The organism is Streptoverticillium olivoreticuli subsp. olivoreticuli (genome assembly GCF_003391135.1).
Classification (GTDB): domain Bacteria; phylum Actinomycetota; class Actinomycetes; order Streptomycetales; family Streptomycetaceae; genus Streptomyces; species Streptomyces blastmyceticus.
Genome location: NZ_CP031455.1, coordinates 6,382,637 through 6,409,176 on the forward strand (window position 1 = coordinate 6,382,637; position 26,540 = coordinate 6,409,176).

Genomic DNA, 26,540 nt, shown 5'->3' on the forward strand with positions numbered 1-26,540 from the left:
CCCGGGCTGACGCGGTACGGGGTCAGTCGACGGTCCGGAAAGATCCGGCCTGTACGCCCGATATGAACTCGGACCAGGTTCTTGTGGCGACCCGGAGGGAAGGGCCCAGTGCGTCTTTGGAATCACGGACGGGCACTACGTCGGGGAAGCCGTCGGCCACTTCGACGCAATCCCCGGAGTCACCGCTGTACGTGCTCTTGTGCCACCGGGCGTTGGCGAGATCGTGAGCCATGTCGGCTACCTCCCGAGTCGCTGACTGGCAAGCATCCGCCCCGGCCGGGTGCCCGAACCTGGGCTGTTCATAGTCGCACTGAGGTCAATCGGTGGCCGGAGAGGACCCCGCCTTGATCTCGGCCACGAACGCCGACCAGGCGCCGGAGCCGAGAATGATGGCGGGCACATCCGGGGTCTTGCTGTCACGGACAGGAACGAAACCGGGGAAGCCATCGGCAACCTCAACGCAATCGTTTTCCAAGCCGCTGTAACTGGATTTTCGCCATCTGGCGGCATCCAGACCGGGTATCTCGATCACTGGTATTCCTCCAAGTGCTTACGAACGAGCTCCAGCGATTCGCACTCCGGTAGCGCCAACCCGCGTACGGTGTCGAATCGTTGTGAGAGCTCCACGACCCGCTTTGGGGACCCTACCAACTCGCCGGATCCGAACGATTCGACGTAGGCGATTGTCGAGCCGTTGGGTGCCGTGAGGAGTGTCAGGCTGCCCCCGAGCATCCAGTACTCGCCCCGCTCGAAGGGTAGTACCTGAATGGTGACGTCAGGATCTTCGGCAACCTTCAGCGTGTGAAGCAGTTGCCCATGCATCGTCGCCTGGCCGCCGACGGGCCGTCTGAGTGCCGACTCATCCATGACTGCCCAGTACGGCGGTCGTTCCTCGCGATTGAAGACCTGCTGGCGGGCCATCCGGTTGGCTACGGCTTCATCGAAGTGGTTCTTCGGTGCTTTCGGCCGAGCTGTTCGGAGCAGGGCTCTCGCGTAATCTTCGGTCTGCAACAGTGCCGGGATCGCACTACTTGTGAAGACCTGAATGCGTTCGGCCTGGGCCTCCCGTGCGGCGGCCTTTCGGCCGTATTCCTGCACTGATCCCTCGCGAGTCATCTCAAGGAACTTGACGAGGGTTCCACCCATGTCGAATCGCTGATCAAGTGCATCTGTCAGGGCGTCGGACGGCAACTGGGTCCCCAGCTCCACCCTGTTGATGTAGCTGTGTCCGTAGCGTGTTTCTTCGGCGAGGTCCCGCAACGACAACCCTTCGCGCTTTCGAAGGTGTTGGATCATCGCGCCGAGCACTTGGCGCTCCGTCAGTCGCTCATCCTGCTCCCGTTCTGTCATCGAACAACCGCCCGTCACCATCCGCGAGTTGTGTACACGTTCCCCCTGGCGAGGGTATGCCCCTCTGCTCAATCCTGGTAACCGCCTGATCACGGACCGCAGAGGTGTCGACGCCCCTGCCCTTTGGCAGGCAGGACATGCCGCATACGAGACCCCCGCGACCGTGTCGCCGGTCCGGGGGCTTGGCCAACGCTGACAAGGAGCGCTAGCAATGCACGACTTTATCCTCCGGTGCCTCGCGTGGGCGAGAGCAGTCTTCCGGCCGGAGACCCCCGGCTGCGAGTCACCTGCATGCCGCCCCGCCCAGGGGGCGCGGGTGCCTTCGCCGATGCCCGAGCCCCCCCTCGCCGATCCGCCCACCGCCAGCAACCCCCACTTCATCTGGATCACCGCCCACGGCATCGACTTCCGCCCCCGGCAGCCGCACGGCGCGGAAGTGAGCCGATGACGGCCGCCGAAGGAGTCGAATGGGCGCCCCGCGTAGGGACATTGGTCGTCGACGTCCGACGGAACCGCATCGGTGAAGTGATGGCCTCCACCGGTGGGCGGTTGGCGTTGCGGCCTCCCGCCGGTGGGCGGGAGTGGGAGGCGTTCCCGTGCGACGTCCGTCCGGCGACCGCCGGTGACCAACTGAGCACGAAGGTGACCGAGGTCAACGACCGGAGCAGGCGAGAGCAGGGCCTGGCATGAGCGACAAGGTCACCGAACACGGGACCCCGTCCGAGCCCCGGCCTCCCCGGTGTCAGAAGTGTCGCGACATCAAGCACAAGAGAGCGCAAGCGCTGGCTAACGGCGACCGTCAGGCAGCAGCGAAGATGACCGAGGCCATGGGCGTCCACATCTGGGAGGCGCATGCGTGACGGAAGTGCTTCGGGGCGTGGCCATGCGTGCCGCGCCCCGAAGTACCGCCCGATCAGCTGCGCCGCCACCGCCGCCCCATGCGCCGAAGGCGCACGCGCCCAGCAGGAGCGCTCTTCCGGCTCGCGTCGCGGACGCCCGGTCGCCAGTGGCCGTCCGGCGACACCATGGGGGACTGCCGCTCCGCCTGCGCCTTGATCTCCAAGTAGGACTCATGGGACGTCACGCGGTACGCCTCCTCCCACGCCGCCAGCGCCGCGGTGACGCCCGTGCCCGCGGTGCCCCGGCGGCGCACGTGGAACGCCAGCCAGGCGAAGCCGCACAGGACCGCGGCCAGGCCGCCGAAGATCGCCAAGGGTGGCAGTAAATCGTCCATGGCCCTGAGGCTACGTGCGTCCTCCCGTCAGGGCACCCGCCGGTCAGCGGGGAAAAACCGCCGATGCGCGGCCCCCGCCCTTGCCCCCGCGCTACCCGCCGGTAAATGATCAAGCGGCCGCCCCCACGACAGGAGCCCCCATGACGGAGCCGGCTGCGCCCACCGCGCCCAGCAGACGCCGCTTCCTCACCTACCTCATCGCCGCCCCGACGCTCGCCGTGGCCACTGCCCAGGCGCCTGCCGAGGCGGCCGTCGCCGACATCGTCGACCTCGGCGACATCCTGATCCTGGCCGGGGCGCCCACCGCGCACATGCTCGTGCTGACCGTCGGCGAGGACGGTGGTGTCACCTTCCGGCTGCCGAGGGAAGAGGTCGGGCAGGGGCTGACGACGGCCGTCGCGATGCTGGTGGCCGAGGAGCTGGACATGCCGCTCGGGCAGGTGCGCGTTCAACTGGAGGACGCCCGGCCCGAGCTGATGTTCAGTCAGTTCACGGGCAGCTCCAACTCCATCCGATCGCTCTACGACCCCGTCCGGCAGACCGCGGCCGCCGCGCGCTCCCGGCTCGTACGGGCCGCCGCCCGCCAGTGGGGCCTCGGGGCGGGCGCCCTCACGACCCGGGACGGGGCCGTCCACGCGCCGGACGGCCGTACCGCTCCGTACGCCTCGCTCGCGGTCGCGGCCGCCGCGCGCGATCTCGGAGCGCTCACCGCCACGCCCAAGCCGGAGTCCGCGCACAGGCTCGTCGGCACCCCGGCCTCGCGCATCGACGCCCGCGCGATGGTCACCGGCAAGCAGCAGTACACCCTGGACCTGGACATCCCCGGCGCCAAGCCGTGCATGGTGCGCCGCCCGCCGACCGTGGGCGGCACGGTGAAGTCCGTACGGAACGAGGCCGCCGTACGGGCCATGCCCGGGGTCCTCGGCACCTTCGCGATCCCCACCGGTGTGGCCGTCGTCGCCGAGACGTTCGGGCAGGCGCTCGACGCGAAGAACGCGCTCGACGTGGTCTGGGGGCCCGGCACCGTCGACGGCCTCTCCGACGACGACGTACGCGCCAGGCTCCGCGACGCGGCCGCCCCGCTGGTCGAACTTCCGCCGCTGACCGCGCACCTGGACGCGGAGTTCGACTTCGCGTTCGTCAGCCACGCGCCGATGGAGACGAACTCCGCGGTCGCGGACGTCACGCCGGACCGGGCCACGATCTGGTCCGGGCTGAAGGCGCCGATCATCGCCCAGCAGTCCATCGCCGAGGAACTCGGCCTGCCCGTCGACAAGGTCACCGTCCATGTGGTGCAGGCGGGCGGCTCGTTCGGGCGGCGGCTGTTCTTCGACGCGGCGCTTGAGGCGGCCCAGGTGTCGAAGGCGGCCGGGCGGCCCGTACGGCTGATGTGGTCCCGCATCGACGACATGCGGCACGGCCGGATGCGGCCCGCCACCCACCACCGGCTCCGCGCCACGTACGCGCTCGGCAGGGTGCTGAGCTTCGAGCACCGGGTGGCCGCGGTGGAGACCGACTTCCGGCACGGGCTCGGCGAGATCCTCACCGCGACCGCGGCGCGGCTGCCCGGGAGCGTCGGCAACGCGACGTTCGCGCAGACGCTCTTCCATACGACGGTGAAGTCGCCCTACGGCTTCGGCCTCACCACCCAGCACCTGACCGAGGTGCCGCTGCGGATGCCCACCGCGTCCTGGCGGTCCGTGTACTCGGCGAACACCCGCGGCGCCGAGGAGATCGTCGTCGACGAACTCGCGGAGCGGCTCGGCCAGGACCCGGTCGCCTTCCGGCGTGCGTCCCTCAAGAGCTCCGCCCAGCGGGCCGTCCTCGACAGGGCGGCGCGCGAGGGCGACTGGGGGCGGCCGATGCCCGCCGGGCACGCGCAGGGGATCGGCTTCCACGAGGAGTACAAGTCCCGTACGGCCTGCCTGGTCGAGATCGACGCGACCGACCCCCGGCGCCCCCGGGTCACCAAGGCGGTGATCGTGGCCGACGTCGGGAGGGCGGTCAACCCGCGAGGGCTGGAGGCGCAGCTGCTGGGCGGGCTGACGGACGCGATCTCGACGACCCTGAGGGCGGGGCTGCACCTCGACAAGGGGCTGCCGCTGGAGGGCAGCTACTCGCAGTTCCACTACGCGCGGCAGCGGGACGTGCCGACGGATGTGCGGGTGTTCGTGATGCCGGCGTCCGGAGAGCCGGGCGGGGCGGGGGAGTTGGGGGTGCCCGCGGCGGTGGGGGCGATCGCGAACGCGTACGCCCGTGCCACGGGTACGCGCCCGCGGCGCTTTCCGGTCAACTTCGACGTGGACTTCACCCCCTTCCCCCGCTGAGCCCCCACAGGAGCCCCCATGCCCACCCACCGTTTCACCGTCAACGGCCAGGCCGTCACCGTGGACGCCCCCGACGACCTGCCCCTCCTCTGGGCGCTGCGCGATCACCTCGGGATCCGCGGGCCCAAGTACGGCTGCGGCATCGACGTCTGCAAGGCGTGCACCAGCCACCTGGACGGCGAGGCCGTACGCCCCTGCGTCGTGCCCGTCTCCACCGTCGAGGGCCGCGAGGTGACCACCATCGAGGGCCTCGCCGACGGCGAACGCCTGCACCCGGTCCAGGAGGCGTGGCTGGAGCAGGACGTCGCCCAGTGCGGCTACTGCCAGCCCGGCCAGATCATGGCGGCGGTCGCCCTGCTGAAGCGCACGAAGAACCCCACGGACGCCGACCTCGACGAGATCGCCAACGTCTGCCGCTGCGGCACGTACTTCCGCATCCGCGAGGCGATCCGGAGCGCGGCGGCGAGGATGGGGTGACATGGGCCGGGATCGGTCGCGTGTCCGTTTTCCGTGCGTATCGTTGTACTACCCGGCTGCCCGAATTCCACGGGCAGCGGGGAGGAGTGCACAGTGACTGCCACGCTGACCGACAGGATCGTGATGGCCGACAGCAACAAGCTCAGCCTGGACGAATTGTTCGACAGGCTGGAGCGGATGCCCGTCCCCGAGGGCTACAAGGTAGAGATCGTCGAGGGGGCCATCTACATGTCGCCGCAACGGCACATCCACTGGGAGATCATTCTCGGCATTGTCGAGCAACTTCGGGCGAAGTACCCGAGGAGTCGCACGGCATCGGATGTGCGCATCGACTTCCCGGGCCAGTTGAACGGTTTCTGCTGTGATGTCGCGACGTTCAAGGAAGGGGCGGCAAGGGACGATGAGGGGCGTTGGCGTTACGAGAACGTCGAGTTCGTCGCCGAGGTGATCTCCAAGAGCACCGCGAGGAACGACTACGGGCCGAAGAAGGATGCCTTCGCTTTGGCGGGTGTGCCGGTGTACATCATCGTGGACCCGTATGTCGGCGAGTGTCTGCTCTTCACGGACCCCAAAGACGGCAAGTACCGCTCCGGGCCGCCGCTCAAGTTCGGCGACCCCATCGACCTCACCGACACCGTCGTCGGCCTGACCCTCGCCACCGACGAGTTCCCCCGCGACTGAGCGCGTCGCCGCGCGGCCGAAAGCCACCGGTCAAATCTCATGCATCATTGATCAGCCCCCACCCCACCGGTTGCATGTGCCACGACCGCACATGTTCCGGAAGGTACAAGGGGGAACAACCTTGCGTAAATCCAGAGCGCGTTCAGGAAGATCTGCCGCCAAGAGCGGCATAGCAGGGGCGGCGGCGCTGATGGGCGCTGCCGCCCTTGTCGTGTCCGTGGTGCCCGGGCAGGCCGTCGCCGCGGGTGGCGCGGCGCCCGCCGAGGTGATTCCGGGGAAGGGAACCTCCACCCCCTCCCTGGTCGACGGCATCCGCGAAGGTGTGAAGGCGACCGGCAGCGCGGCCGACGCCGCGCGCGAGCACCTCGCCGACAAGCAGGGCCGCTATCACATCGCCGCCCCGGGGCGGGATCTGCGGCCCGTGCAGACCGTGGGATCGGGCCGGGACGAGATCGTCCGGCTCCAGCAGAAGCACCGCGGGGTGGACGTACTCGGCGGGCAGTACGTCGTACGGATGGAGAAGAAGGACGGCGAGCGCGTCGTCACCGGCACCTCCGGCAAGTACTTCACCGGCCTGAAGGCCGACACGAAGGCCGAGGTCGGCGAGGAGCTCGCGGTGCGCAGGGCCGTCGAGGCGACCCTGCGCGAGCTCGGCGGCAAGCAGCCCGGCAAGCCCGGGGCGGCGCGCTCGCTGACCGGCACCGCGCACGGCCTGGTGATCGTGCCCAAGGGCCCCGGCGTCCTCACGCACCACATCACCGTGCGCGGCACCGACCCGGCCGACGGCAAGCCCGTGCTGCGCGAGGTCTACATCGACGCCAAGGCCGGTTTCCCGGTGCTGCAGTACAGCGGCATCAAGACGTTCGGAGCCGACGGCAAGGGCAAGGCCCTCGCCGAGGCCTCCGCGAAGTCCGCCGTGGGCAGGACCCCCGGCAAGGCCGACGGCGTCAGCCCCGGCGTCGCGGGCTCCGGCGTGAGGTACGACGGCACCACCGTCGAGCTCGGCCTGTTCAAGGACACCGCCCGCAACGAGTACGTCATGACCGACTACTCCCGGATGTGGGACTCCACCCAGAACCTGATCTCCACCTGGGACGCCCGAGGCAAGGATGTCAGCGAGACGTCCGGCGGCTGGCCCTCCGGCATCAAGGAGTTCGGCTCGCCCGGCCCGAACTTCGGCAAGGACGCCACCGAGGCCGGCGCCGTCGACGCCCACTGGGCGGCGGGCAAGGTCTACGACTACTACAAGAAGGTCCACGGCCGGAACAGCCTGGACGGCCGGGGCATGGCCATCAACTCCCTGGTCGGCGTCACGGACCGCGGCCGCGCGTACGTCAACGCCTTCTGGGACGGCACCAAGATGGTGTACGGCGGGGGCGACGAGGAGTACAAGACGCTCTCCGCCGACCTCGACGTGGTCGGCCACGAGATGACGCACGGCGTCGTGGAGAACTCCGCCAACCTCGTCTACGCGGGCCAGTCCGGCGCCCTCAACGAGGCGCTCGCCGACTACTTCGGCAACGCCATCGCCGTGGACGCCGCCGGCATCTCCATGGACGACCCCGACGCGGGCCTGCTCGGCGGGAACCTCTGCCGCAAGAAGTCGCCGCGCGAGTGCGCGTTCCGCGACCTCAACGACGGCAAGACGACCTCCAAGAACTTCCTGGGCGTCGGCTTCGGCACCGACAACGGCGGAGTGCACCTGAACTCCACCATCTTCTCGGGCGCGCTGTGGAACATCCGCCAGGACCTCGGCCGCACCCTCGCCGACAAGATCGCCTACAAGGCGCTCACCGAGTACATGACCCCGCTCGACGGCTTCACCGAGGGCCGTGACGCGGTGATCGCCGCCGCCAAGGCGCTCGGCGTCTCCGCGAAGGAACTGGGCACCGTCACACGCTCCTTCAACGCCCACGGCATCGTCCCCAACTGGGAGCAGGCCCTCGGCGTCGACACCGACCTGCTCTCCGGCAAGGTGAACACCGCGGGCACCGGGGTGGGCGCGGGCGGCGGCTGGTGGGCCGCGTCGCGGTCCAACGACGACGGCTCCGAGCCGTACTCGGTCTGGGCGGGCCGCACCGACGGCACCGGCGAGAAGAAGCTGATCAGCCCCAACGACGGGCGCTACCACGCCTACCCGGCCACGGACGGTAAGACGGTGGCGTGGGTGGCGGTCGGCCCGAAGGGCATGGACGTGCTGTCCCGGCCGCTCGCGGGCGGCACGATCAAGAAGCTCTACTCCAGCGCAGGGATCAACGCGGTGCGTGTCGAGGGCGACACCGTGGTCGTCGAGGAGCAGGTCGCTCTCGGTGACCGCCACGTCGGCTACCTGCGGACCGGCGACAAGACCCCGACCTGGGTGGACGACCGGCGCGCCGGGACCGACACGGCCACGGCGTCGATCAACGGCGGCCGGATCGCCTATGCGAGGGTCGCTCCCGAGGGCGGCGGTTTCCGCTCCACCACCGAGGTGCTGGACCTGAAGACCGGCAAGAAGACGGTGATGGGTCAGGTCGACACGCCGTCGGCCATCGGGCAGACCGGCATCAACGGCAAGCACGTCTTCTGGCTGGCGTACGACTTCGACGCCCAGGGCAAGGGCAGTTCCTCGGTGCGCCGCGCGAACCTCGACGGCACCGGCGTGACCGACCTCAGCAAGGAGACGGGCGCGCAGGCGTACTTCCCCCTCGACCTGACGGCCTCGGAGAGCGCCGTGACGGTCACCTCCCTGCCGCCGGAGAGCGCCGTGCAGAACGAGGCGCTGCCGAAGCTCTTCCAGTTCGCGACGGACGGTTCGACCGACCCCACGCGGGCCCGCGTCTCCTGCAACCGCGGTGAGCAGTCGTCCGCCGCGGCGGCCGGGGGCAAGCAGGTGGTGTGGCTCGACGGCACCACCGGCTACGCCGACCTGGTCACCCGCACCCGCCCGGCGGGCTCCTGCGGCTGACCTGTGAGATGAGGCAATGAACCGGGCCCCCGGCGCCGATGTGCGGGGGGCCCGGCGTCTTTTCCGGTGTGCCTCAGCCGTCGGCGAGCGCCTGGAGCCGGCTGTAGGCGCCGTTGAAGCGGTTGTGGTCACCGACGGTCGGGCCCGTGTCGGTGTACTGCCAGAAGGTGTGGAAGCCCCAGCCCGCCGGGAGCTCGCCGACGGAGGAGCCGTAGCGCGGGGCCCAGAGCGGGTCGGTGGAGCCGAAGCCGCCGTAGTTGCCGGTGCACTGCTTCCACCAGCCCGTCGCGGTGTAGATCACCGCGTCCCGGCCGGTGCGCGCCCGGTACGTACGGAGGAAGTCCGCGATCCAGTCGGTCAGCGCGCCCGCGCCCATGCCGTAACAGACCGAGCCGTAGGGGTTGTACTCGATGTCGAGCACCCCCGGCAGCGTCCTGCCGTCACCGGACCAGCCGCCGCCGTGCGTGGCGAAGTACGTCGCCTGGTCGGCACCGCTGGAGTTGTCGGGCAGGGCGAAGTGGTACGCGCCGCGGATCATCCCGACGTCGTAGGAGCCGTTGTACTGCTGGGCGAAGTACGGGTTGGTGTAGCTCGTGCCCTCGGTGGCCTTGACGTAGGCGAAGCGGTTGCCGCTGTTCCAGAGGGTGGACCAGGGGACGTTGCCGTTGTGGCTGCTGACGTCGACGCCCTCGACGGAGGCGGTGAGCGAGGGGGGCGGCATACGGCCCGTGGGGTGCTCGTGGCCGCGGACGGTGGAGCCGAGCCAGTCCCGCTCGGGGTGGGCCGGCCGCTTGCCGCTCGCCGTGGGGGAGGCGTACGCGGTGCCGGGCAGGGCGACGAGCAGGGCCAACAGGGCGACAAGTAACGACAGGAGGGGCACGCGGACGCCGACGGCCGTGGGGGGCTCGCGGCGGGCCGCAGCTGGTCTGAGCGCGGGCATGGCGGACTCCGGGGGGAGACAGGGTGGGGGGAGGGGTCGGAAGGCCACGGCATTGGTGTGACCATGTCATACCCAAAATATCGAGCACGGACGCGTCGGGCATGTGGGGACGCGGTGCTGTTGTTGGTCTGATCCTGCGAAATACTGGCGGAGCTGCGGCTATGTGCCGCGGCCGACGGAAATTCTCAGCAGCCGGAAAAGCCGGAGAGGGCCCTGACGTGCACCAGACGACTCCCCCGCGTCCCGAGGACAGCAGTGGTGTGGACCAGGCCTACCTCGCGCTGGAACGAGAGCTGGCCGTCTTCCTCCGCCGCGCCCGCGCCTCGTCCGGCGAGATGGCCCGCGCCGTCCACCCCGAACTGGAGGCGGCCGCCTACGGCCTCCTCGTCCGGCTGGAGGACGCGGGGGAGCAGCGCGCGACGGACCTCGCCGCGTACTTCGGCGTCGGCAAGGCGACCATGAGCCGGCAGCTGCGCGCCCTCGGCGACCTCGGCCTCGTCACCCGCACCCCCGACCCGGCCGACGGCCGCGCGTCCCTGGTCCGCATCACGGAGGAGGGCCGCGCGCGCTTCACGCGCGTGCGGGACGCCCGGCGGGCGCAGTACGTACGCAAGCTGGCGGACTGGGATCGGCTGGAGATCGCGGAGCTGGCGCGCTTGCTCCGACAGCTGAATGTGAGCGCGGAGGGTTAGCCGTCTGTTGTTGGGTGCGGGTCCGCTGCCGCCTGCGCTTTCCGCTGGGTGCGGGTCCGTTGCCGCCTGCGGCGGGAGCGCCTTGCGGGCGCGTCCTCAAACTCCCCCAGCTACCGCTGGGAGGTGCCCCCACGGGCTGAATTCAGCCCGTCCGGCGTTTGAGGACCGGGGTCTGGGGGGCTTGCCCCCCAGTTTCGGGAAGGGGCGGGGCTGGGGAAAAACCCCCGCCCCCACCTAGAGCTCCGCGTACACCACCGCCGCATCGTCATGCCGCTTGCCCCCGCTCCGCCACCCCGGCTCGGACTCCGCGCAGCGCACCGCATCGATCAGCGCCTGCGGCCCGCTCTTCGACACCAGCGCGAAGCACTCCGTCCAGTCACCGACGCCGAAGACCTCCACCCACCGCCCCGCCCCGTCCGTGAGTGCCGCCAGCGCCCGTACCGAGGAGCGCTCGGAGACCCCCGTCACCGCCAGTCCGGCGACGGACGGGGACGCCGCGGCCGTGAAGAAGCCGCCGTCCGCGTTGCGTTGCGCGTCCGTCACGGGGCCGAGCGCGCGCAGGCGGTCGATGCGGTCGTCGAGGACCGCGGTCACCGTGCCGTCCGGTGCCTCGACGAGCAGGGCGGAGTCGGAGAGGACGAGGTGTTCCACGCGCTCGTCGTCCCAGCGCGCCACGACGACGGTGGCCTGGGGCGTGCGGCGGTGGGTGAGGTCGCAGGTGGTGCGATGGGCGTCCGCCGTACGGGAGATCGCCTCCGCGAGGCAGTCGGCGAGCGCGAGGCCGGGCCGTGAGACGGCGAGTTCCAGGAGGGCGCCGCCGAGCCGCGCGGTGAACCAGGGGACGCCGTGCGTACAGCCCGTGCCGCCGGACGGCGGCGGGGTCACCCCGTCGAGCAGCACCAGCGCGCCACCGCGCCCCGAGGCCGGCAGGGCGACGGACGCAAAGTCCTCGTTCGGGTGGTGGGGATCCCCCGGCTGGGTGGCGAGTTCGATGCGCATGGGGCCAGTGTGCCGGATGCCGGAAATCAAGGCGTGCGGGTGCGCATCCTGTAGGCACATGCCGCGTTCTCCAGGTGACGTGCTGACCTGGCCCGTATGCGATGAGTGAAGCACCGCGAGTCAATTCCTCGGCCAGGTTCACTCGTTCGAGTGGCCGGGCGGGCGAAGGGCACCCTCTCCTCAGAGGTGCTGAAAGGGTCAAATCCGTACCAGGGGTGGGGCAGGCGAGAGAAGAATGAGAGCACCGGTGCGGAAGAAGCGGCTGCGGGGCGGCGAGCGGGAGCGGCAGTCCACGGCGGTGCGGGAGCGCACCGCCCGCGTGCGTAACCGGCTGACCGCCTCCGTCGCGGTCACCGCCCTCACCGTCCTCGCGGCGAGCGCCTTCGGCGCCGTGGACGCCGACCGCGAACTCAGCCGCGCCCAGCGGCTCGCGGCCCTCGCCGACACCGACGCACCGGCCCTCGCCCTCGCCCACTCCCTCGCGGACGAGCGCGACGCCGCGACGCAGTACGTGGCGGGCGGCCGCTCCGACACCGCGGCGGCGGCCGCCATCAAGAGCCAACGCGCCCATGTCGACCAGCAGATCGAGGACTTCGGGTCCGCCGCCCCCGCGGCCGTGCGCGACCGGCTCGACGCCCTCACCGGCGCCCGCCACCAGGCCCTCGACAGCGACGACGCCATGGCCGTCTTCACCGCCTACACCGGCATCGTCCAGGCGCTTCACAACGTCGCCGACACCGCCGCCCTGCACGGCGACGGCGGCACCGGGGGCGACGCCGCGGCCCTCCCCGCCCTCGGCCACGCCGTCGAGGAGGACTCCGCCACCCGCGCCCTGCTCCTCGGCGCCATCGCGGCGCACGGCGACGCCACCCTCGTCTCCGCCGCCCGGCGCAGCGCCGCGGCGGAGAAGGGCGCGCTCGCCGACTTCGACCGGCTCGCCACCTCCAAGTCCCGCTCCGCGTACGCCGGTACGGTCAGCGGCCCCGACGTCGCCGCCGCCGCGGGCCACACCGACCGCCTCACCCGGCCCCAGGTCACCGCGGCGGCCCTGGCCGCCGAGCCCGTCGAGCCGGTGCGCTCGGCGCTCAGCTCCCGCCTGGACCTGATGCGCCAGGCCGAGTCGGACCTCGCCGTGGGCCGGACGGACCGCCTCGAAGCGCAGCGGCACGCCGCGCTCACCGCGCTGGAGCTGCGCGCCGGGCTGATCGTGCTGTGCCTGGTCGTCGCCCTCTTCACCGGCGTACGGACCGCCCGGTCCATCACCCGCCCGCTCACCTCGCTGCGGCTCGGCGCCCGCCGCGTCTGCTCCGACCCCGTCGCCGAGAAGCCCATCGGCTTCAAGGGCCGCGACGACGAGTTCGCCGAGACCGCGCGGGCCGTCGACGTCCTCCACGAGACCGCCGTCCGGCAGCAGGAGCGCATCGCCGTCCTCGAAGGCGAGCGCACCCGCCTCATCGCCGCCCGCCACCTGCTCGCCGAGGAACACGAAGCCCTGCGCGACCGGCACGAGGAGCTCGCCGGGCAGCTGGCCCAGGAGGCGGCCGCCCGCACGGCGGAGCACCCCGGCGACGCGGCCGAGCGGGCCCGCGGCCTCTTCGTGGGGCTCTCCCTGCGCACCCTCGGCCTCGTCGAGCGCCAACTCGCCGTCATCGAGGGCATGGAGACCCACGAGACCGACCCCGAGCGCCTGGAGACCCTCTTCACGCTCGACCACCTCGCCACCCGCATGCGCCGCAACAGCGAGAACCTGCTCGTCCTCGCCGGGACCGACAGCGTCACCGGGCGCCCCGAGCCCGTGCCCCTGCTGGACGTCCTGCGGGCCTCGGCGGGGGAGATCGAGCGGTACCAGCGCGTGCGGATCCAGTCGCTGCCCCCGCACGCCCGGCTCTTCGGCCACGCCTCCGAGGACGTCAGCCACCTCGTCGCCGAACTCCTGGAGAACGCCACGACGTTCTCCCCGCCCGACGCCCAGGTCCAGCTCTCCGGCTGGCTCCTGGAGACCGGCGACATCGCGCTGTCCGTCCAGGACGAGGGCATCGGCATCGCCCCCGACCGGCTCGCCGGGCTCAACTCCCTGCTCGCCGCCCCCGACCCGGACGGCCCGGTACGAGTCGGGGGCGGCGCGGACCCCCACCCGGCCGACGGCGGCCAGGCGCCGGGCCTCGGCCTCTATGTGGTCGCGCGGCTCGCCGCCCGGCACGGCATCCGCGTCCAGCTCCGCGAGCAGACCACGGGCGGCATCGCGGCCGTCGTCGTCCTGCCCGCGGTGCTCCTGGCCGACGGGCCGCCCACCGTCACCGGCCTCGGCGACATCCCGCCCGTGCCGGGCGCCGCGGCCGCACCCCCGATCCACCTCCCCGGCTCCGTCGCCGAGGCCAACTCGCCGACGATCCCCGGCAGTCGGAACCGCGCACACGCCGCCCCCGCGCCCCTGCCGCCCCTGTCCCCCCTGCCCGTCCACCCGGCGGATCCGCCCGCCGGGCAGCTCCCGGACGGGATACGGCCCACCGGCCCGCCGCCCGCGGTCCCCGTGGGACGGCACGCCCGGCCGTCGGCGCTCGGCGCCCCGGCCGGCCCCGCGCCCACCGTCCCCGGCCAGGGCTCGGCCCAGGTCACCGGCAACGGCCTGCCCCGCCGCACCCCCCAGCCCGTACCGCAGCGCGCCGAGGCGCCCCAGGTGCGGCAGGGCGTCGACGCGGAGGCCCTGCGGCGCAAGCTCGCGGGATTCCAGCGGGGCGCGGCCGAGGGGCGGCGCGACGCCGTGGCGGAGATCGCGGCGCGCACCACTGATTCGAACCAAGCGGGGCCGCCGGCTCAGGGCGGCACTGTCGAGGAGGCACGCGGTTGACTGCATTTCCCCGGGAGGCGACTCCCGTGACCCCTGTCGGCCCCGCCGTGTACGGGCTGAGCCACGAAGCCCGCAATCTGCACTGGCTGCTGGCCGGTCTCGTCGACGAGGTGCCGGGCGTACGGTCCGTCGCCGTCGTCTCCTCCGACGGTCTGCTCCTGCTCTCCTCCGACCCCGAGTGCGACCCCCGGCCCGGCCTCGACCGGCCCGCGGGCCCCCGCGGCTCCACCGGTGACCTCGCCACCATCGTGGCGGGCCTGGGCAGCCTGACGACGGGAGCCGCCTGCCTGATGGACGGCGGCGTCGTCAAGCAGACGATGGTCGCCATGGAGGACGGGAGCCTGTTCGTGATGACGATCAGCGATGGCTCGCTCCTGGGCGTGCACACCGACCCCGACTGCGACATGAGCGTCGTCGCCTATCAGATGGCGCTCTTCGTCGGCCGGGCCGGGCACGTCCTCACCCCCGAACTCCGCAGGGAGTTGCGGCAGTCGGTGGAGGCGGTCGAATGAGCCAGGCGGTCCTCTGCCGCAAACCGGCCCGCGTGCGCCCCTACTCCCTCACCGGCGGCAGGCAACGCCGGTGCCGGGTGCTCCTCGTCGAGACCTTCGTGGCGGCGCTCGACACCCCGGGCGACGGCCCGCCCGGCCCGCCGCCGGACGGGAGCGGGCCGCTGCCGCCCCGCTCCGTCCCGGAGGTACGGGCCGTGCCCGAGGCCCGCGCCATCGTCGAACTCTGCTTCCGGCTGCGCTCGGTCGCGGAGATCGCCGCACTGCTGAAAATGCCCCTCGGGGTGGTGCGGGTCCTGCTCCTCGAACTGGCCGACCAGGGCAGGATCCGCGTCTTCGACACCGGCCACGGCACGGGCCGGCCCGACCGCGCGCTGCTGGAAAGGGTGCTGGGTGGACTTCACAGGCTCTGACGCCGATCCCCGGAGGGCGGCCCTCGCGGTGCGGGGCGAGGACCCCACGCGCGGGGGACCGCCCGCCGCACTCGACGTCCCCCGCGGCTGGCAGACCGACCGCAGCCGCGCCCCGCACGCCACGAAGATCGTCGTGGCGGGCGGCTTCGGCGTCGGCAAGACGACCTTCGTCGGCTCCGTCTCCGAGATCACCCCGCTGCGGACCGAGGCGGTCATGACGGTCGCGGGCGAGGCCGTCGACGACCGCACCGCCACCCCGGACAAGACGACGACCACCGTCGCCATGGACTTCGGGCGCATCACCCTCGACACCGACCTGGTGCTCTACCTCTTCGGCACCCCCGGCCAGAAGCGCTTCTGGTTCATGTGGGACGACCTGGTGCGCGGCGCGATCGGCGCGGTCGTCATGGCCGACACCCGGCGCCTGGCCGACTGCTTCCCCGCCCTCGACTACTTCGACAGCGCGGGCCTGCCGTACATCGTCGCCGTCAACCAGTTCGAGGGCACCGCGCGCCACGACCCGGAAGAGGTGCGCGAGGCCCTCGCCCTGCCCCACCAGGTGCCCCTGGTCCAGATGGACGCCAGGCAGCGGGTCGCGGTCGTCGACACCCTGCTGATCCTCGTCGGCCGGGCCCTCGACACCACACCCGGATAACCGCCACACCCCGCCCGGTGCGGCGCGGCGCCACGCCCGTACGAAGGAGCTTCACCCATGCGCCGGATCCTCATCGTCGGAGCGGGCCAGTCCGGCCTCCAGCTGGCCCTCGGCCTGCAGTCCAAGGGGTACGACGTGACCCTGCTGTCCCACCGCACCGCCGACGAGGTGCGCTCCGGCCGGATCATGGCACCCCAGTGCCTCTTCCCGGCCGCGCTGCGCCACGAGCGCGAGCTCGGGCTCGACTTCTGGACGGCCCGCGCCCCGCGGATCGAGGGCCTGGGCGTCTCCGTGGCCGGCCCCGAGCCGGCCACCGGCGGCCGCACCCGGGTCGTCGACTGGCTCGGCAGGCTCGACGGCTGCGCCCAGTCCGTCGACCGGCGGGTGAAGACGGCCGGCTGGCTGGACACCTTCGCCGAGCGCGGCGGCCGGCTCGTCATCCACGCCGCGACCGTCTCCGACCTCGACGTCCTCGCCGGGCGCTACGACCTGGTGCTTGCCGCCGTGGGCAGGGGCGAGCTGGCGTCCCTGTTCGGCCGGGACGCGGACCGCTCCCCGCACTCCGCCCCGCGGCGGGCCCTCGCCGTCGCCTGTGTGCACGGGCTCGGCCCCCGCCCCGAGCACCCCGGTCTCGACGCGGTCCGCTGCACCCTCGTCCCCGGCGTCGGCGAGCTCTTCGTCGTCCCCACCCTCACTCTCTCCGGCCGCGCCGACCTCCTGCTCTGGGCGGGCCTGCCCGGCGGTCCGCTGGACGTCTTCCGGGAGACGACGGGCCCGAGCGAGCACCTGGCCCGGACGCTGGAGCTGCTGGAACGGTTCGCCCCGTGGGAATACGCGCGGGCCACGGAGGTCGAACTGACCGACGCCAACGCCACGCTGGCCGTCGGCCGCCACGCCCCCACCGTCCGGCACCCCGTCGCCCGGCTGCCCTCCGGCGGCCTGGTCCTCGGCGTGGCGGACACGGTCGTAGCCGACGACCCCGTCACCGGCCAGGGCGCCGGCTCGGCCGCGAAGTGCGCGGCTTCCTATCTCGCCTCGATCGTGGAGCGGGGGGAGCGGCCCTTCGACGAGGCGTGGATGCGGACCGCCTTCGACCGGCACTGGGAATCGGCGCGCCACACGACGCGGTGGACGAACGCGATGCTCGACTCCTGGCCGGAGCATGTCCTGGACCTCATGACTGCGGCGGCGACTCACCAGCCGGTGGCGGACCGCTTGGCGCGGGGCGTGGACGATCCGTCGGACCTTGAGGACTTCTTCTACGACGCGGAGCGGGCGGCGGCGTATGTGTCGAGCGTGGCGGAGGGTTAGCCTCTGCCCCGGACCCGTGCTCGGGTGCGGCCCGGCGGGTTTGTTTCCCCAGCCCCGCCCCTTCCCGCAGCGTCTGATACTCGGCTCCGCCGAGGCCGGGGCTCCGCCCCGGACCCCCGGCTGCGGGCCGGTTCGCCGCCTGCGGCGGGGGCGCCCTGCGGGCGCGTCCTCAATCGCCGGACGGGCTGATTGTGCTGACCGTGGCCAGCACAATCAGCCCGTCCGGCGATTGAGGACAGCGCGCGGAGCGTGCTTCGGGGTCTGGGGCGGAGCCCCGGGTTCAGGAGGGCGCGCCCGGGCGCCCGTACCCCGCGTCGGACCCCGTAGCCGAACCACTCGGCAAAGACGGCGGATCGTACGCCCGCAACGCCGGCGCCGCCGCGTCCGGCCGCACCACCCCCAGCAGCGGGTTCGCCGCGATCGGCGAGACCTTCACCGTCGCCCCCGGCCGCGGCGCCTGTATGACGAGGCCGTTGCCGATGTAGATCGCGACGTGCGTCGCCCCCTCGAAGTAGATCACCAGGTCACCGGGGCGGATCTCGTCCAGCGGAACCCTCGGCAGGGACTTCCACTGCTCCTGGCTCGTCCGCGGGATGACGTCACCCGCGTGGGCCCACGCCTGGGACGTGAGGCCGGAGCAGTCGAAGGAGTCCGGGCCGGCCGCGCCCCACACGTAGGGCTTGCCTATCTGCTGGTACGCGTACTCCAGGGCCTTCCCGCCGAGCGCGGACGGCATGGCCGATCTGCCCAGCCGCCCGGAGGCCAGCAGCTTGCGCTGGGCCTCGCCGATGTCCTTCTGCTCCAGCTTCCGCAGCTCGGAGAGCTGCTCGCCGGTCAGCGAGGCCAGCATCTTCTCGACCTGGTTGAGGCTCTTGCGCACGTCGTCGCGCTGCTGCTTCTGCTGGGCGGCGAGCGTCTGCTGTGCGTTGAGGGCGTCCTGCGCCTTGCCCGCGAGGTCCGCGGCCCGCTTCTCGTTCTCCGCGAGCCGGCCGACGGTGGCGGCGCGCTGCCCGGCGGCCCGCTGGAGCTGGTGGCCCCGGTCGAGGGCCTGCTGGGGGTCGGAGCCGAAGAGGAAGCCCATGTACGGGGAGAGGGTGCCGCTGGTGCCCTGGTACTGCTCCCGGGCCAGCCGCCCGGCGGCATCCCGGCTGCCGGTGAGCGCGATCCGCGCGTCGGCGAGGTCCTCGTCTATCTTCTTCACCCGGTCGCGCTGTTTCTTCAGGCGCTCCTCGGTCGCGTTGTACTTCTCCGTCGCTTCCTCGGTCCTGCGGTAGAGCGACTGGAGCTGGGAGAGCAGGGAGCTCACGGGCTGGTCGGGCGGGTCGGCGGGTGCCGCCGACGCCGTGGGCGCGGGCAGTACGAGCGACGCGGCGCCGGCTATCAGCGCCGCCGTGCAGACAGAACGCACGAACCGTCCTGACACGGGCTCACCTCCGATGAGTGGGCGTGATCGTTTGCCCAAGGAGGATCGTGCCATGGTGGCCGGGGTTGCGGCAGTGGGGTGGGCGAATCCGCCTAACCCGCTCACCCCTCGGTCGCCCGCCCGTCACCCGTTCGGCGGGGCGCTCGTCACCGGCCCCCGGCCCGCCCTACGCGCCGGGGCGCGACCACGGCCACTTGAGGCCGCCGCCGGGCTCGCCCTCCGGGTCGTACTCGTACTTCCAGCCCTTGTGCAGCCCCAGCCGCCGCGTCGTGCCCGCCTGGACCCGCCTGTACACGTGTACGACCTCGGTCCCCCCGTTCCCGTCCGGCACGGGGATCTCGTAGGTCTTCGGCGGGTGCCCGGAGAGCCCGAGCAGTACCGGCAGTACGCGCCCGTCCAGGGGACCGCCCACGAAGGGCGTATTTTCGCTTCTCACATCACCAGTCTGCGTCAGCCCCGCCCGGGACCCCGCGTCCGTAGGGCGGTCCATCCGGGCCGGCCGTGCCCGCCGAGCGGTATGAGGCGGCGGAGCTACGCCCCCGGATCACTCGTACCGCCCGGCACCCGAGGCCGACACAGCAGGTGGTCCGCCGCCGAGAGCATCGGTGCCACCCGCCGCGCCAGCAGCCCCGCCCGCCCCTCCGGTGTCTCCAGCGAAAGCACGGCCCGCACCACCTTCGACACCTGCTCGTCCCCGGCCCCCGTGGCGAGCAGCAGGGCCAGGAACTCGTCGACCAGCCAGTCGCGCAGCTCCGGCAGCGGCGGTTGCTTGCCCTCGTCCAGCCAGATCAGGGACGCCGCCTCGACCGCCGTGATCCACGTACGGACCGTCATCCGCAGCCGGGGCCCGGGTTCGGGTACCCGCAGGTGGGCGAGGACCTGCTCGGCGGCGGCGCGGCGGACGCCGTCCACGATCGCGCCCGTGCGGGAGGTCTCGACGACGCTGCCGCCCTGGAGCAGGGCGCTGAACCCCGCGTCGTGCTCGTCGACGAAGCCGAGGTAGCGGTCGAGGGCGGCGGACAGCCGGCCGGTGAGGGGGCCGGTCTGCGGTTCGGCGAAGCACAGCTGGAGGTCGTCGGCGGCGCTGCGCAGGGCGGCCTCGTACAACTGGGGCTTGCCGCCGGGGAAGTAGCGGTAGACGAGCGGCCGTGACACCTCGGCGGCGGCCGCGACCTCGTCCAGGGACACGTCCTCGGGCGCGCGGTGCGCGAAGAGCGCGAGCGCGGCGGCGATCAGCTGGGTGCGGCGCTCCTCGACGCCGAGCCTGCGGTAGGTGGTGCGGGGGGACGGAGTCGGTGCGGTTCCGCTGCCGTTCATGCACGGCAGGGTATCCGCCCGGTAACGGCCGTGGCCCCCGCCGGGAATCGCCCCGGGTCACCTCGCGAGCAGCCCCGAGCTCTGCCACAGCCGCCGCCCGACGCCCCGCATCACCCCGATCTCGTCCAGGAAGTCCGTCAGCCGCTTCGCGCCCGCCTGCATGACCTCCCGCCGGTGGCCGCTCGCCCTGACCTGGGCGACGGCCTCGCGGTGGTCGAGCCCCACGTTCGTATAGACGGCGGGGTTGACGAACGCGAGCGAGAAGACGCGGGACGCCTCGCCGGAGCTCAGCCGGGTCAGCCCCGCCTCCCAGCGCGGGCAGGTCACCATCTGGCGGCGCAGCTCCTCGCGGGCGTACCGCACGTGGCGCGCCTCCTCCACGACGTGGATGCGGGTGACGCCGCGGACGATCGTCTGCACGCGGTCGTCCGGGAAGGTCAGCCGCTGCATGTAGTCGAGGATCTCCTCGCCGAGGAGGGTGCAGGCGAAGGAACCGGGCGTGGTGGAGACGGACTTGAGGATCCTGGCCAGGTTCTGGTGCAGCCCGGAGACCGGGTAGGTGGGGGCGTCCGACTTCTCGATCATGCGGGCGAACATCCGGGAGTGCCGGCACTCGTCGGCTATCTCGGTGAGCGCGTAGCGGACGTGCGCGCTGCCGACCGGCTTGTCGTAGATGTGCCGGACCAGCAGCTGCATCAGGATGATCTCGAACCAGATGCCGAGGGAGGCGAGGGACGCGGCCTCGTGCCGGGAGAGCTCCAGGCGCTGCTCCTCCGGCATCCGCCGCCACATCGGGGTGCCGTAGAGGGAGAGCAGCTCGGGCGGCCAGAACCACTTGCCCTCGTCGAGGGGTGCGTCCCAGTCCAGTTCGGTGTCCGGGTCGAAGGAGTGCTTCGCCGAGGACTCCAGCAGGCGTTCGGCGACCTTCTCGCGGTCCCTGAGCAGGCCGAGCGCGTCCCGGAGCGGCTGTCCTGCGGTCTCGGTGGTCATGGCTGAGGACACCTCGTCTGTGGGTTACCCGCGGTCACCTGCTTATGAGACTGCCTGTCAGCAAGGACGTCAATCCCCCCCGGGGCAACCTCCCGGCATCCGGCCGACGGGACCGCCCGCCCGGTCATTGACCCGGCGGTAACCATTGTGTGAGCCTGCCAACTGTCCACCCGTGCAAGGGACATACCGGTCCAGTGAGGGACGGGAGGCGTCATGACGACGCGGAATTTCTACGCCCACGACCCCGGAGACCCCACCTGGGAGGTGCCGGCGACCGGCGCCGCCCGCTTCGCCTGGGGCTACGGGGACGGCAGGGACAACCTGCTCGCCCTCTACCAGAAGGGCAAGGACAAACAGTGGGACGCCGTCACCCGCATCGACTGGGACCTGCCCGTCGACCCGTACGACCCGCTCGGCGTCCCGGACCGGAACCTCCCCGTCCATGACAGCCCGTACTGGGACCGGATGAGCGGGGCCGACAGACGCGAGCTGCGCCGCCGTTTCGCGTCCTGGCAGTTCAGCCAGTTCCTGCACGGCGAGCAGGGCGCGATGGTGTGCGCGGCGCGCATCGTGGAGTCCGTGCCGGACCTGGACGCGAAGTTCTACTCCGCGACCCAGGTCATGGACGAGGCCCGGCACGCGGAGATCTACAGCCGCTTCCTGCGGGAGAAGGTCGGGCTGGTCTATCCCGTCGACGGCAACCTCCGCGCGCTGCTGGACGACACCCTGCGGGACTCGCGCTGGGACATGCCCTACCTCGGTATGCAGGTGCTCATCGAGGGCCTCGCCCTCGCCGCCTTCGGCATGCTGCGCGACACCACCGACAAGCCGCTGCCCAAGCAGATCCTCGCCTACGTCATGCAGGACGAGGCCCGCCACGTCGCCTTCGGCCGCATGGCGCTGCGCGACCACTACCGGCAGCTGACCGAGGCCGAGCTGCGCGAGCGCGAGGAATTCGTCATCGAGGGCTGTTACCTGATGCGCGACCGGCTGCGCGGCGAGGTGGTGCTCACCGACTTCGGCATACCGGCCGCCGACGCCGTCGAGCTCGCCGAACGGTCCGCATTCCTGCGGCTGTTCCGGAAGCTGCTCTTCAGCCGCATCGTCCCCTGTGTGAGGGACATCGGCCTGTGGGGCGAGCGGCTCCAGCGCGCGTACGTCGACATGGGCGTCCTCGACCTCGGCGACAGCAGCCTGGACCTCCTCATGGCCCAGGACGAGGAGGCCGCCGAGCGGCTCGACGCGGGGCGCATCGCCGCCGAGGAGGCGGCCCGGCGGGCGGAGGTGGCGGCGGTGATCGCCGACGGGGCGGGAGTGCCGGCCGGGGAGTGAACCGGAAGGTTTTCGTCCACTTCGTTCGGGGTGGATGTAGGTGTCGATAGCACGGTGTGTAGGCCTTGCGTGCGGTTGGAACCTTCTTTTCGTTATGGGCGTCTTTGCTGTGCACCTGCGGGACAACTCGTACCGAGGGAGGGGAAGTTCATGGCGCGACTCACTGCCCGGACGCGGCGCCTCGCGATGGCGGCGGCATCGGTTCTGGCGCTCGCCGCGACGATACCGGGCTGTGTGGCCATGGCCACGGAGGACCCGAGGAGCCCGGAACACCGCCAGGACGGCAAGCGGAACGCGATGCAGTCGCCGTCCTCCTCGCAGTCGCGGTCGCCCTCGGCGTCCGCACCGGCCGCACCGGGGCGTGTGTCGGACTCGATCAGCCACGAATCGGAGACCCCCGGCAAGGCCGTCAACCTCACCATCGACGACGGTCCGGAACCGATCTGGACGCTGAAGGTGCTGGACGTACTGAAGAAGTACGACGCGAAGGCCACCTTCTGCATCATCGGCTCGCGCGCGAAGGAGTACCCGGAGCTCGTCAAGAAGGTCGTCGCCGCCGGGCACCGGCTCTGTGACCACTCCGTGGATCACAACACCGCCATGGACAAAAGTCCCGAGTCCTATCAGCAGCAACAGATAGTCGACGCCCAGAAGATGATCCTCGACGCGGCCGGCCGGGACGCCCGGGTGTTCTACTACCGCGCTCCCGGCGGCGCGTTCACCCCGTACAGCCGCGAGGTCGCCGCCTCCCACGGCATGCGCCCGCTCGGCTGGAACGTCGACACCCACGACTGGACCAACCCCGGCGTCCAGCGGATCGTCGACGCGGTCCACCGGGACCTCCACGAGGGCCCCACCATCCTCTTCCACGACGGAGGCGGGAACCGCAGCCAGACCGCGGCCGCCCTGGACCAGATCCTCCCCTGGCTCAAGAGCCAGGGCTACGCGTTCGGCTACCCGAAGGTCTGACACCGCCCTGGTGCGGAACCGATCCTGCGGACGGCCCGCCGCACGTACGCGGCCGGGCCGTCCGCGGTACGGGGGCGGGGTCACCAGCGGAAGGCGTCCATCGACGGCGGGGCGGCCGGACCCTCGGCGGACGCCGCCCGGTTGCGCGGGTGCCGCGGGTCGAGGAACCAGCGGCGGGCCGACACCAGCCACCACACGCCCGCGAAGCCGCCGACCGCGGCCACCGCGATCGGCGCGTAGTTGAAGGTGTCGACGGTGACGGGACCGGACTGCGGCAGCATGAACAGCACCGTGATCACGGCCACCCAGGAGATGGCGGTGACCCCGACCGGCTTCGACCACCGCCCCAGGTGCCACGGCCCGCGCTCGAACGCCTCGCCCTTGCGCAGCCGCAGCAGCGTCGGCGCCGCGTAGGCGAGGTAGAGGCCGATCGTGGCGATCGAGGTGACCGCCGCGTACGCCGTGGAGTTGACCAGATAGGGCAGCCCCAGGAGGAAGGCGCCGCCCGCGGCCAGCCACACCGCGTTGGTGGGCGTGCGCGTCTGCGGGTTGATGCGGTGCCACACCCGCGAGAAGGGCAGCGCGCCGTCCCGGGAGAAGGCGTAGATCATCCGGGAGTTGGCGGTCACCGAGGCCATCCCGCAGAAGAGCTGCGCGACGATCACCACGAGCAGCAGCAGCTTCCCCGCCGAGGCGCCGAGCGCGTCCATGAAGATCTGCGCCGGGGGCACCCCGGTCTCGGTGCCCACGGTGCCCGGCCAGTCCTGGATCGCGTACGTCAACCCGGCCAGCAGCACGAAGCCGGCGATCCACGACACCCAGATCGAGCGCACGATGCCCCGCGGCCCGGCCACCGAGGCGTCGTTGGTCTCCTCGGTCATATGGGCGGACGCGTCGTAACCGGTGAAGGTGTACTGCGCCACCAGCAGCGAGAGCAGCCCCACGTAAAGGCCGGAACCCCAGCCGGTGTCGTTCACGAAATGGGTGAAGACGAACGACGTCGACCGATGTCCGTCCGGCACGAATGCCAGCGCGCCGACGATCAGCAGCACCCCGAGCAGGTGCCACCACACGCTCACGGAATTGAGGAAGGCGACCAGCCGGACGCCGAAGGTGTTCAGCAGCGCGTGGAGCAGGAGCACGGCCCCGAAGAGGGCGATCGTATGGCCGGGAGTCGCCGCGAATCCGAACTGCAGGTCCAGATAGGCGTTGAGGAAGGACGCCGCCCCGAAGTCGATGCCCGCGGTGCACGCGATCTGCCCCAGCACGTTGAACCACCCGGTGAACCACGCCCACGCCGCCCGTGACCGCTCGGGCGCCATCCGGTGCGCCCAGAAATACAGCCCCGCCGAGGTCGGATAGGAGGAACACACCTCCGCCATCGCCAGCCCGACGACCAGCGTCATGGCACCGACGCCGACCCAGCCCCACATCAGCATCGACGGGCCACCGGTCCGCATTCCGAAGCCGTACATCGTCATGCATCCGGAGAGGACCGAAATGATCGTGAACGAAACGGCGAAATTGGCGAAGCCGGACATCCGCCGGGCCAGCACCTGGGTATAGCCGAGCTGTCGCAGGCGCTCTTCGTCGGAAACGCCGGGTACGTCGAGTGGCACGCGATTCTCTTTCTCGTGATCGTTGCGATGAACGACGGTCAAGGAATGTGCGATGCGCTCTTCGGTTATGTGGTGCTTCTATCTATGTGGTGCTTCTTTGATTACGTGGTGCGCGGCCGGACGGCGCGGGCCGCCCACCCCCGGTGCCGGAGGAACAGCTCCGGCGCGTCCCCGCAGTACGCCCAGGGCACATCCGTGGCGTACGGCCCTATGGCCCGGAAGACGTCGTACGCCTCCACGTGGCGCCCGGCGAAGGCGAGCGCGTGCGCCAGGTAGTTCGCGTCGTCCATGAACTGCGCGTGCGGGCGCGGCGGCCGGTGGCGCCACCAGTTCTCCAGCACCTGGTCGATGTGCGGGCAGTCGATCCAGGGATGGATGCTCAGGCCGTAGCTGCCCGCCTCGGTCCGCATCCGCTGCCGGTGCGACTCCGCCAGCGCCACCAGCGGCAGCACCGCGATCGGCAGCCCCTTGGGTGCGGTGTCCGCCCGCTCCTGCGCCCAGTGGAACATCTCCGCGCCCGAACCGTGGTTCCGGCCGAAGAGATAGGTGAGGACCTCGTGATGCGCCTCCCGGTTGTACGGGTCGCGGGCCACCACCTCGGCCCACACCTGCCGCAGCACCTCCCGGCCGGGGGCGTGCACCCGGATCAGGGCGAGCATCACCACCCAGGGGGAGGGGTCCGCCGGCCCGGCCTCGGCGGCGGCCAGACACGTGCCCCAGGAGCGCTCCATCTCCGCGCGGCCCGCGTCCACTCCACTGATAATCGACCGCAGCGCCTGCACATGCGCCAGCAGCGCGAGCGCGTCCGCCGACCTGGGCTCGGCCCGCGCCCAGGTGTCCGCGAACCGCAACGGCGCCCCCGCCCGCGCCAGCACCTGGAGCCGGAAGATGCGCCGGTCCCAGTCGCCCCCGGTCGCCGCGAGCAGATCCCGGGGCCCCTCCCACCGCCCCATCGAGGCGTCCTCCAGCACGGAGCGCAGAGCGAGGTCGTCCCGGGCGGGATGCGCGTCCAGCCCCTGCCCCCCACCCCGCCGACCCCTCACAGCCCCCGGCCCCCACCCATCAGCCACCATCCCCGCTCCGACGCCGGTCCCTGCATGTGCCTGATGCGACGTCAAATAGCCGCTCCGCAAACGGACATGACGCGTACACGGCTGCTCGACGGCCGCACCATACCCCTTGACGGCCCGCCGCGGTGCCCCGTCGGGGCCCTTGAGGACCCCCGCCGCCGCCCCACCGCCTTCGCGCGGACTTCTCCGGGAACGACGAAGAGCGGGACCCAGTGAAACTGGATCCCGCTCTCGATGTCCGGCACTTCGGCTGGTCAGCGGCCTTGCGGCGCCGACTGAAGCGAAGTGCCCCCGGCAGGATTCGAACCTGCGCACACGGCTCCGGAGGCCGTTGCTCTATCCCCTGAGCTACGGGGGCGTGTCGGCCGCTTGTTGCGGTGACGGGTAGAACATTACCAGCTCCGGACGGGTGTCCCGCAACGTCGTTGGAGGTGGGG

Annotated in this window: 25 protein-coding genes and 1 tRNA gene; 13 read left to right on the forward strand and 13 right to left on the reverse strand. The window is 71.7% G+C overall.

The features are described 5' to 3' along the window. Positions 1 to 22: 22 nt before the first annotated feature. From DXZ73_RS28440 to DXZ73_RS28450, 3 genes are all read right to left on the reverse strand, one after another. Complete coding sequence (locus DXZ73_RS28440; RefSeq protein ID WP_116213876.1) at positions 23 to 232, reverse strand: DUF397 domain-containing protein; 210 nt, start codon at positions 230 to 232, stop codon at positions 23 to 25. 84 nt (positions 233 to 316) lie between these two features. Next, the gene (locus DXZ73_RS28445) at positions 317 to 529 is read right to left on the reverse strand and encodes a DUF397 domain-containing protein (RefSeq protein WP_116215917.1); all 213 of its coding nucleotides are present in this window, start codon (positions 527 to 529) and stop codon (positions 317 to 319) included. Continuing rightward, positions 529 to 1,350 carry a helix-turn-helix domain-containing protein gene (locus tag DXZ73_RS28450; protein ID WP_116215918.1) on the reverse strand — a complete coding sequence of 274 codons (822 nt, stop codon included), beginning with the start codon at positions 1,348 to 1,350 and terminating at the stop codon, positions 529 to 531. The genes DXZ73_RS28445 and DXZ73_RS28450 overlap by 1 nt, the downstream gene beginning before the upstream one ends. Before the next feature lie 686 nt (positions 1,351 to 2,036). Between DXZ73_RS28450 and DXZ73_RS38405 the strand changes: the two genes are divergently transcribed. Continuing rightward, positions 2,037 to 2,210: a hypothetical protein gene (locus DXZ73_RS38405; protein ID WP_162890361.1), complete on the forward strand. Its 174-nt coding sequence runs from the start codon at positions 2,037 to 2,039 to the stop codon at positions 2,208 to 2,210. Positions 2,211 to 2,263: 53 nt separating this feature from the next. Here the strand turns inward: DXZ73_RS38405 and DXZ73_RS28460 are convergent, their stop codons facing one another. Next, positions 2,264 to 2,584, reverse strand: coding sequence for a hypothetical protein (locus DXZ73_RS28460; RefSeq protein WP_205519252.1), 321 nt, complete (start codon positions 2,582 to 2,584; stop codon positions 2,264 to 2,266). Positions 2,585 to 2,724: 140 nt separating this feature from the next. Between DXZ73_RS28460 and DXZ73_RS28465 the strand changes: the two genes are divergently transcribed. The 4 genes from DXZ73_RS28465 to DXZ73_RS28480 all read left to right on the forward strand — a co-directional run bounded on the left by DXZ73_RS28465 (position 2,725) and on the right by DXZ73_RS28480 (position 9,016). Next, positions 2,725 to 4,911: a xanthine dehydrogenase family protein molybdopterin-binding subunit gene (locus tag DXZ73_RS28465; protein ID WP_116213878.1), complete on the forward strand. Its 2,187-nt coding sequence runs from the start codon at positions 2,725 to 2,727 to the stop codon at positions 4,909 to 4,911. A gap of 18 nt (positions 4,912 to 4,929) precedes the next feature. Further along, positions 4,930 to 5,388 carry a (2Fe-2S)-binding protein gene (locus DXZ73_RS28470; RefSeq protein ID WP_116213879.1) on the forward strand — a complete coding sequence of 153 codons (459 nt, stop codon included), beginning with the start codon at positions 4,930 to 4,932 and terminating at the stop codon, positions 5,386 to 5,388. Positions 5,389 to 5,511: 123 nt separating this feature from the next. Further along, the gene (locus DXZ73_RS28475; RefSeq protein WP_116215919.1) at positions 5,512 to 6,069 is read left to right on the forward strand and encodes a Uma2 family endonuclease; all 558 of its coding nucleotides are present in this window, start codon (positions 5,512 to 5,514) and stop codon (positions 6,067 to 6,069) included. Positions 6,070 to 6,259: 190 nt separating this feature from the next. Further along, positions 6,260 to 9,016, forward strand: coding sequence for a M4 family metallopeptidase (locus tag DXZ73_RS28480; protein ID WP_116213880.1), 2,757 nt, complete (start codon positions 6,260 to 6,262; stop codon positions 9,014 to 9,016). A 73-nt stretch (positions 9,017 to 9,089) separates the two neighbouring features. Here the strand turns inward: DXZ73_RS28480 and DXZ73_RS28485 are convergent, their stop codons facing one another. Beyond that, positions 9,090 to 9,956 carry a lysozyme gene (locus DXZ73_RS28485; RefSeq protein ID WP_116213881.1) on the reverse strand — a complete coding sequence of 289 codons (867 nt, stop codon included), beginning with the start codon at positions 9,954 to 9,956 and terminating at the stop codon, positions 9,090 to 9,092. 218 nt (positions 9,957 to 10,174) lie between these two features. Between DXZ73_RS28485 and DXZ73_RS28490 the strand changes: the two genes are divergently transcribed. Further along, entirely contained in the window at positions 10,175 to 10,648 is a 474-nt protein-coding gene (locus DXZ73_RS28490; RefSeq protein WP_240351521.1) for a MarR family winged helix-turn-helix transcriptional regulator, read from the forward strand. A gap of 234 nt (positions 10,649 to 10,882) precedes the next feature. Here DXZ73_RS28490 and DXZ73_RS28495 read toward each other — a convergent pair whose 3' ends face one another. Continuing rightward, positions 10,883 to 11,647, reverse strand: coding sequence for a hypothetical protein (locus DXZ73_RS28495; RefSeq protein WP_116213883.1), 765 nt, complete (start codon positions 11,645 to 11,647; stop codon positions 10,883 to 10,885). A 235-nt stretch (positions 11,648 to 11,882) separates the two neighbouring features. Between DXZ73_RS28495 and DXZ73_RS28500 the strand changes: the two genes are divergently transcribed. Genes DXZ73_RS28500 through DXZ73_RS28520 form a run of 5 tightly spaced genes read left to right on the forward strand, consistent with a single transcriptional unit; the run spans position 11,883 to position 17,383 of the window. Continuing rightward, entirely contained in the window at positions 11,883 to 14,495 is a 2,613-nt protein-coding gene (locus tag DXZ73_RS28500) for a sensor histidine kinase (RefSeq protein WP_240351522.1), read from the forward strand. Positions 14,496 to 14,521: 26 nt separating this feature from the next. Continuing rightward, positions 14,522 to 15,007, forward strand: a complete 486-nt coding sequence (locus DXZ73_RS28505) for a roadblock/LC7 domain-containing protein (RefSeq protein WP_240351523.1) — start codon at positions 14,522 to 14,524, stop codon at positions 15,005 to 15,007. After that, a complete protein-coding gene (locus DXZ73_RS28510) occupies positions 15,004 to 15,417 on the forward strand; it encodes a DUF742 domain-containing protein (RefSeq protein WP_116213886.1) in 414 nt (137 codons plus the stop codon). Before DXZ73_RS28505 ends, DXZ73_RS28510 begins: the two co-directional genes overlap by 4 nt. A 28-nt stretch (positions 15,418 to 15,445) precedes the next feature. Then, entirely contained in the window at positions 15,446 to 16,072 is a 627-nt protein-coding gene (locus tag DXZ73_RS28515) for a GTP-binding protein (RefSeq protein WP_116213887.1), read from the forward strand. 57 nt (positions 16,073 to 16,129) lie between these two features. Then, positions 16,130 to 17,383, forward strand: coding sequence for a styrene monooxygenase/indole monooxygenase family protein (locus DXZ73_RS28520; protein WP_116213888.1), 1,254 nt, complete (start codon positions 16,130 to 16,132; stop codon positions 17,381 to 17,383). A gap of 280 nt (positions 17,384 to 17,663) precedes the next feature. Here DXZ73_RS28520 and DXZ73_RS28525 read toward each other — a convergent pair whose 3' ends face one another. From DXZ73_RS28525 to DXZ73_RS28540, 4 genes are all read right to left on the reverse strand, one after another. Further along, positions 17,664 to 18,806: a C40 family peptidase gene (locus DXZ73_RS28525; protein WP_240351524.1), complete on the reverse strand. Its 1,143-nt coding sequence runs from the start codon at positions 18,804 to 18,806 to the stop codon at positions 17,664 to 17,666. Between the two features lie 166 nt (positions 18,807 to 18,972). After that, the gene (locus tag DXZ73_RS28530) at positions 18,973 to 19,242 is read right to left on the reverse strand and encodes a hypothetical protein (protein WP_116213890.1); all 270 of its coding nucleotides are present in this window, start codon (positions 19,240 to 19,242) and stop codon (positions 18,973 to 18,975) included. A 95-nt stretch (positions 19,243 to 19,337) separates the two neighbouring features. After that, positions 19,338 to 20,123 carry a TetR/AcrR family transcriptional regulator gene (locus DXZ73_RS28535; protein ID WP_116213891.1) on the reverse strand — a complete coding sequence of 262 codons (786 nt, stop codon included), beginning with the start codon at positions 20,121 to 20,123 and terminating at the stop codon, positions 19,338 to 19,340. 57 nt (positions 20,124 to 20,180) lie between these two features. Beyond that, positions 20,181 to 21,113 (reverse strand): AurF N-oxygenase family protein, encoded by a 933-nt coding sequence (locus DXZ73_RS28540; protein ID WP_116213892.1) that lies wholly within the window; start codon positions 21,111 to 21,113, stop codon positions 20,181 to 20,183. Positions 21,114 to 21,326: 213 nt separating this feature from the next. On the opposite strand from DXZ73_RS28540, the gene DXZ73_RS28545 reads away from it, so the two are divergent. Continuing rightward, positions 21,327 to 22,445, forward strand: coding sequence for a ferritin-like domain-containing protein (locus tag DXZ73_RS28545; RefSeq protein WP_116213893.1), 1,119 nt, complete (start codon positions 21,327 to 21,329; stop codon positions 22,443 to 22,445). Positions 22,446 to 22,595: 150 nt separating this feature from the next. Continuing rightward, entirely contained in the window at positions 22,596 to 23,414 is an 819-nt protein-coding gene (locus tag DXZ73_RS28550; protein ID WP_116213894.1) for a polysaccharide deacetylase family protein, read from the forward strand. 80 nt (positions 23,415 to 23,494) lie between these two features. Here DXZ73_RS28550 and DXZ73_RS28555 read toward each other — a convergent pair whose 3' ends face one another. The 3 genes from DXZ73_RS28555 to DXZ73_RS28565 all read right to left on the reverse strand — a co-directional run bounded on the left by DXZ73_RS28555 (position 23,495) and on the right by DXZ73_RS28565 (position 26,461). After that, positions 23,495 to 25,033 carry an amino acid permease gene (locus DXZ73_RS28555; RefSeq protein ID WP_116213895.1) on the reverse strand — a complete coding sequence of 513 codons (1,539 nt, stop codon included), beginning with the start codon at positions 25,031 to 25,033 and terminating at the stop codon, positions 23,495 to 23,497. Positions 25,034 to 25,134: 101 nt separating this feature from the next. Then, a complete protein-coding gene (locus tag DXZ73_RS28560) occupies positions 25,135 to 26,076 on the reverse strand; it encodes a hypothetical protein (RefSeq protein WP_240351525.1) in 942 nt (313 codons plus the stop codon). 313 nt (positions 26,077 to 26,389) lie between these two features. After that, positions 26,390 to 26,461: transfer RNA gene (locus DXZ73_RS28565), tRNA-Arg, on the reverse strand. Between the last annotated feature and the right edge of the window lie 79 nt (positions 26,462 to 26,540).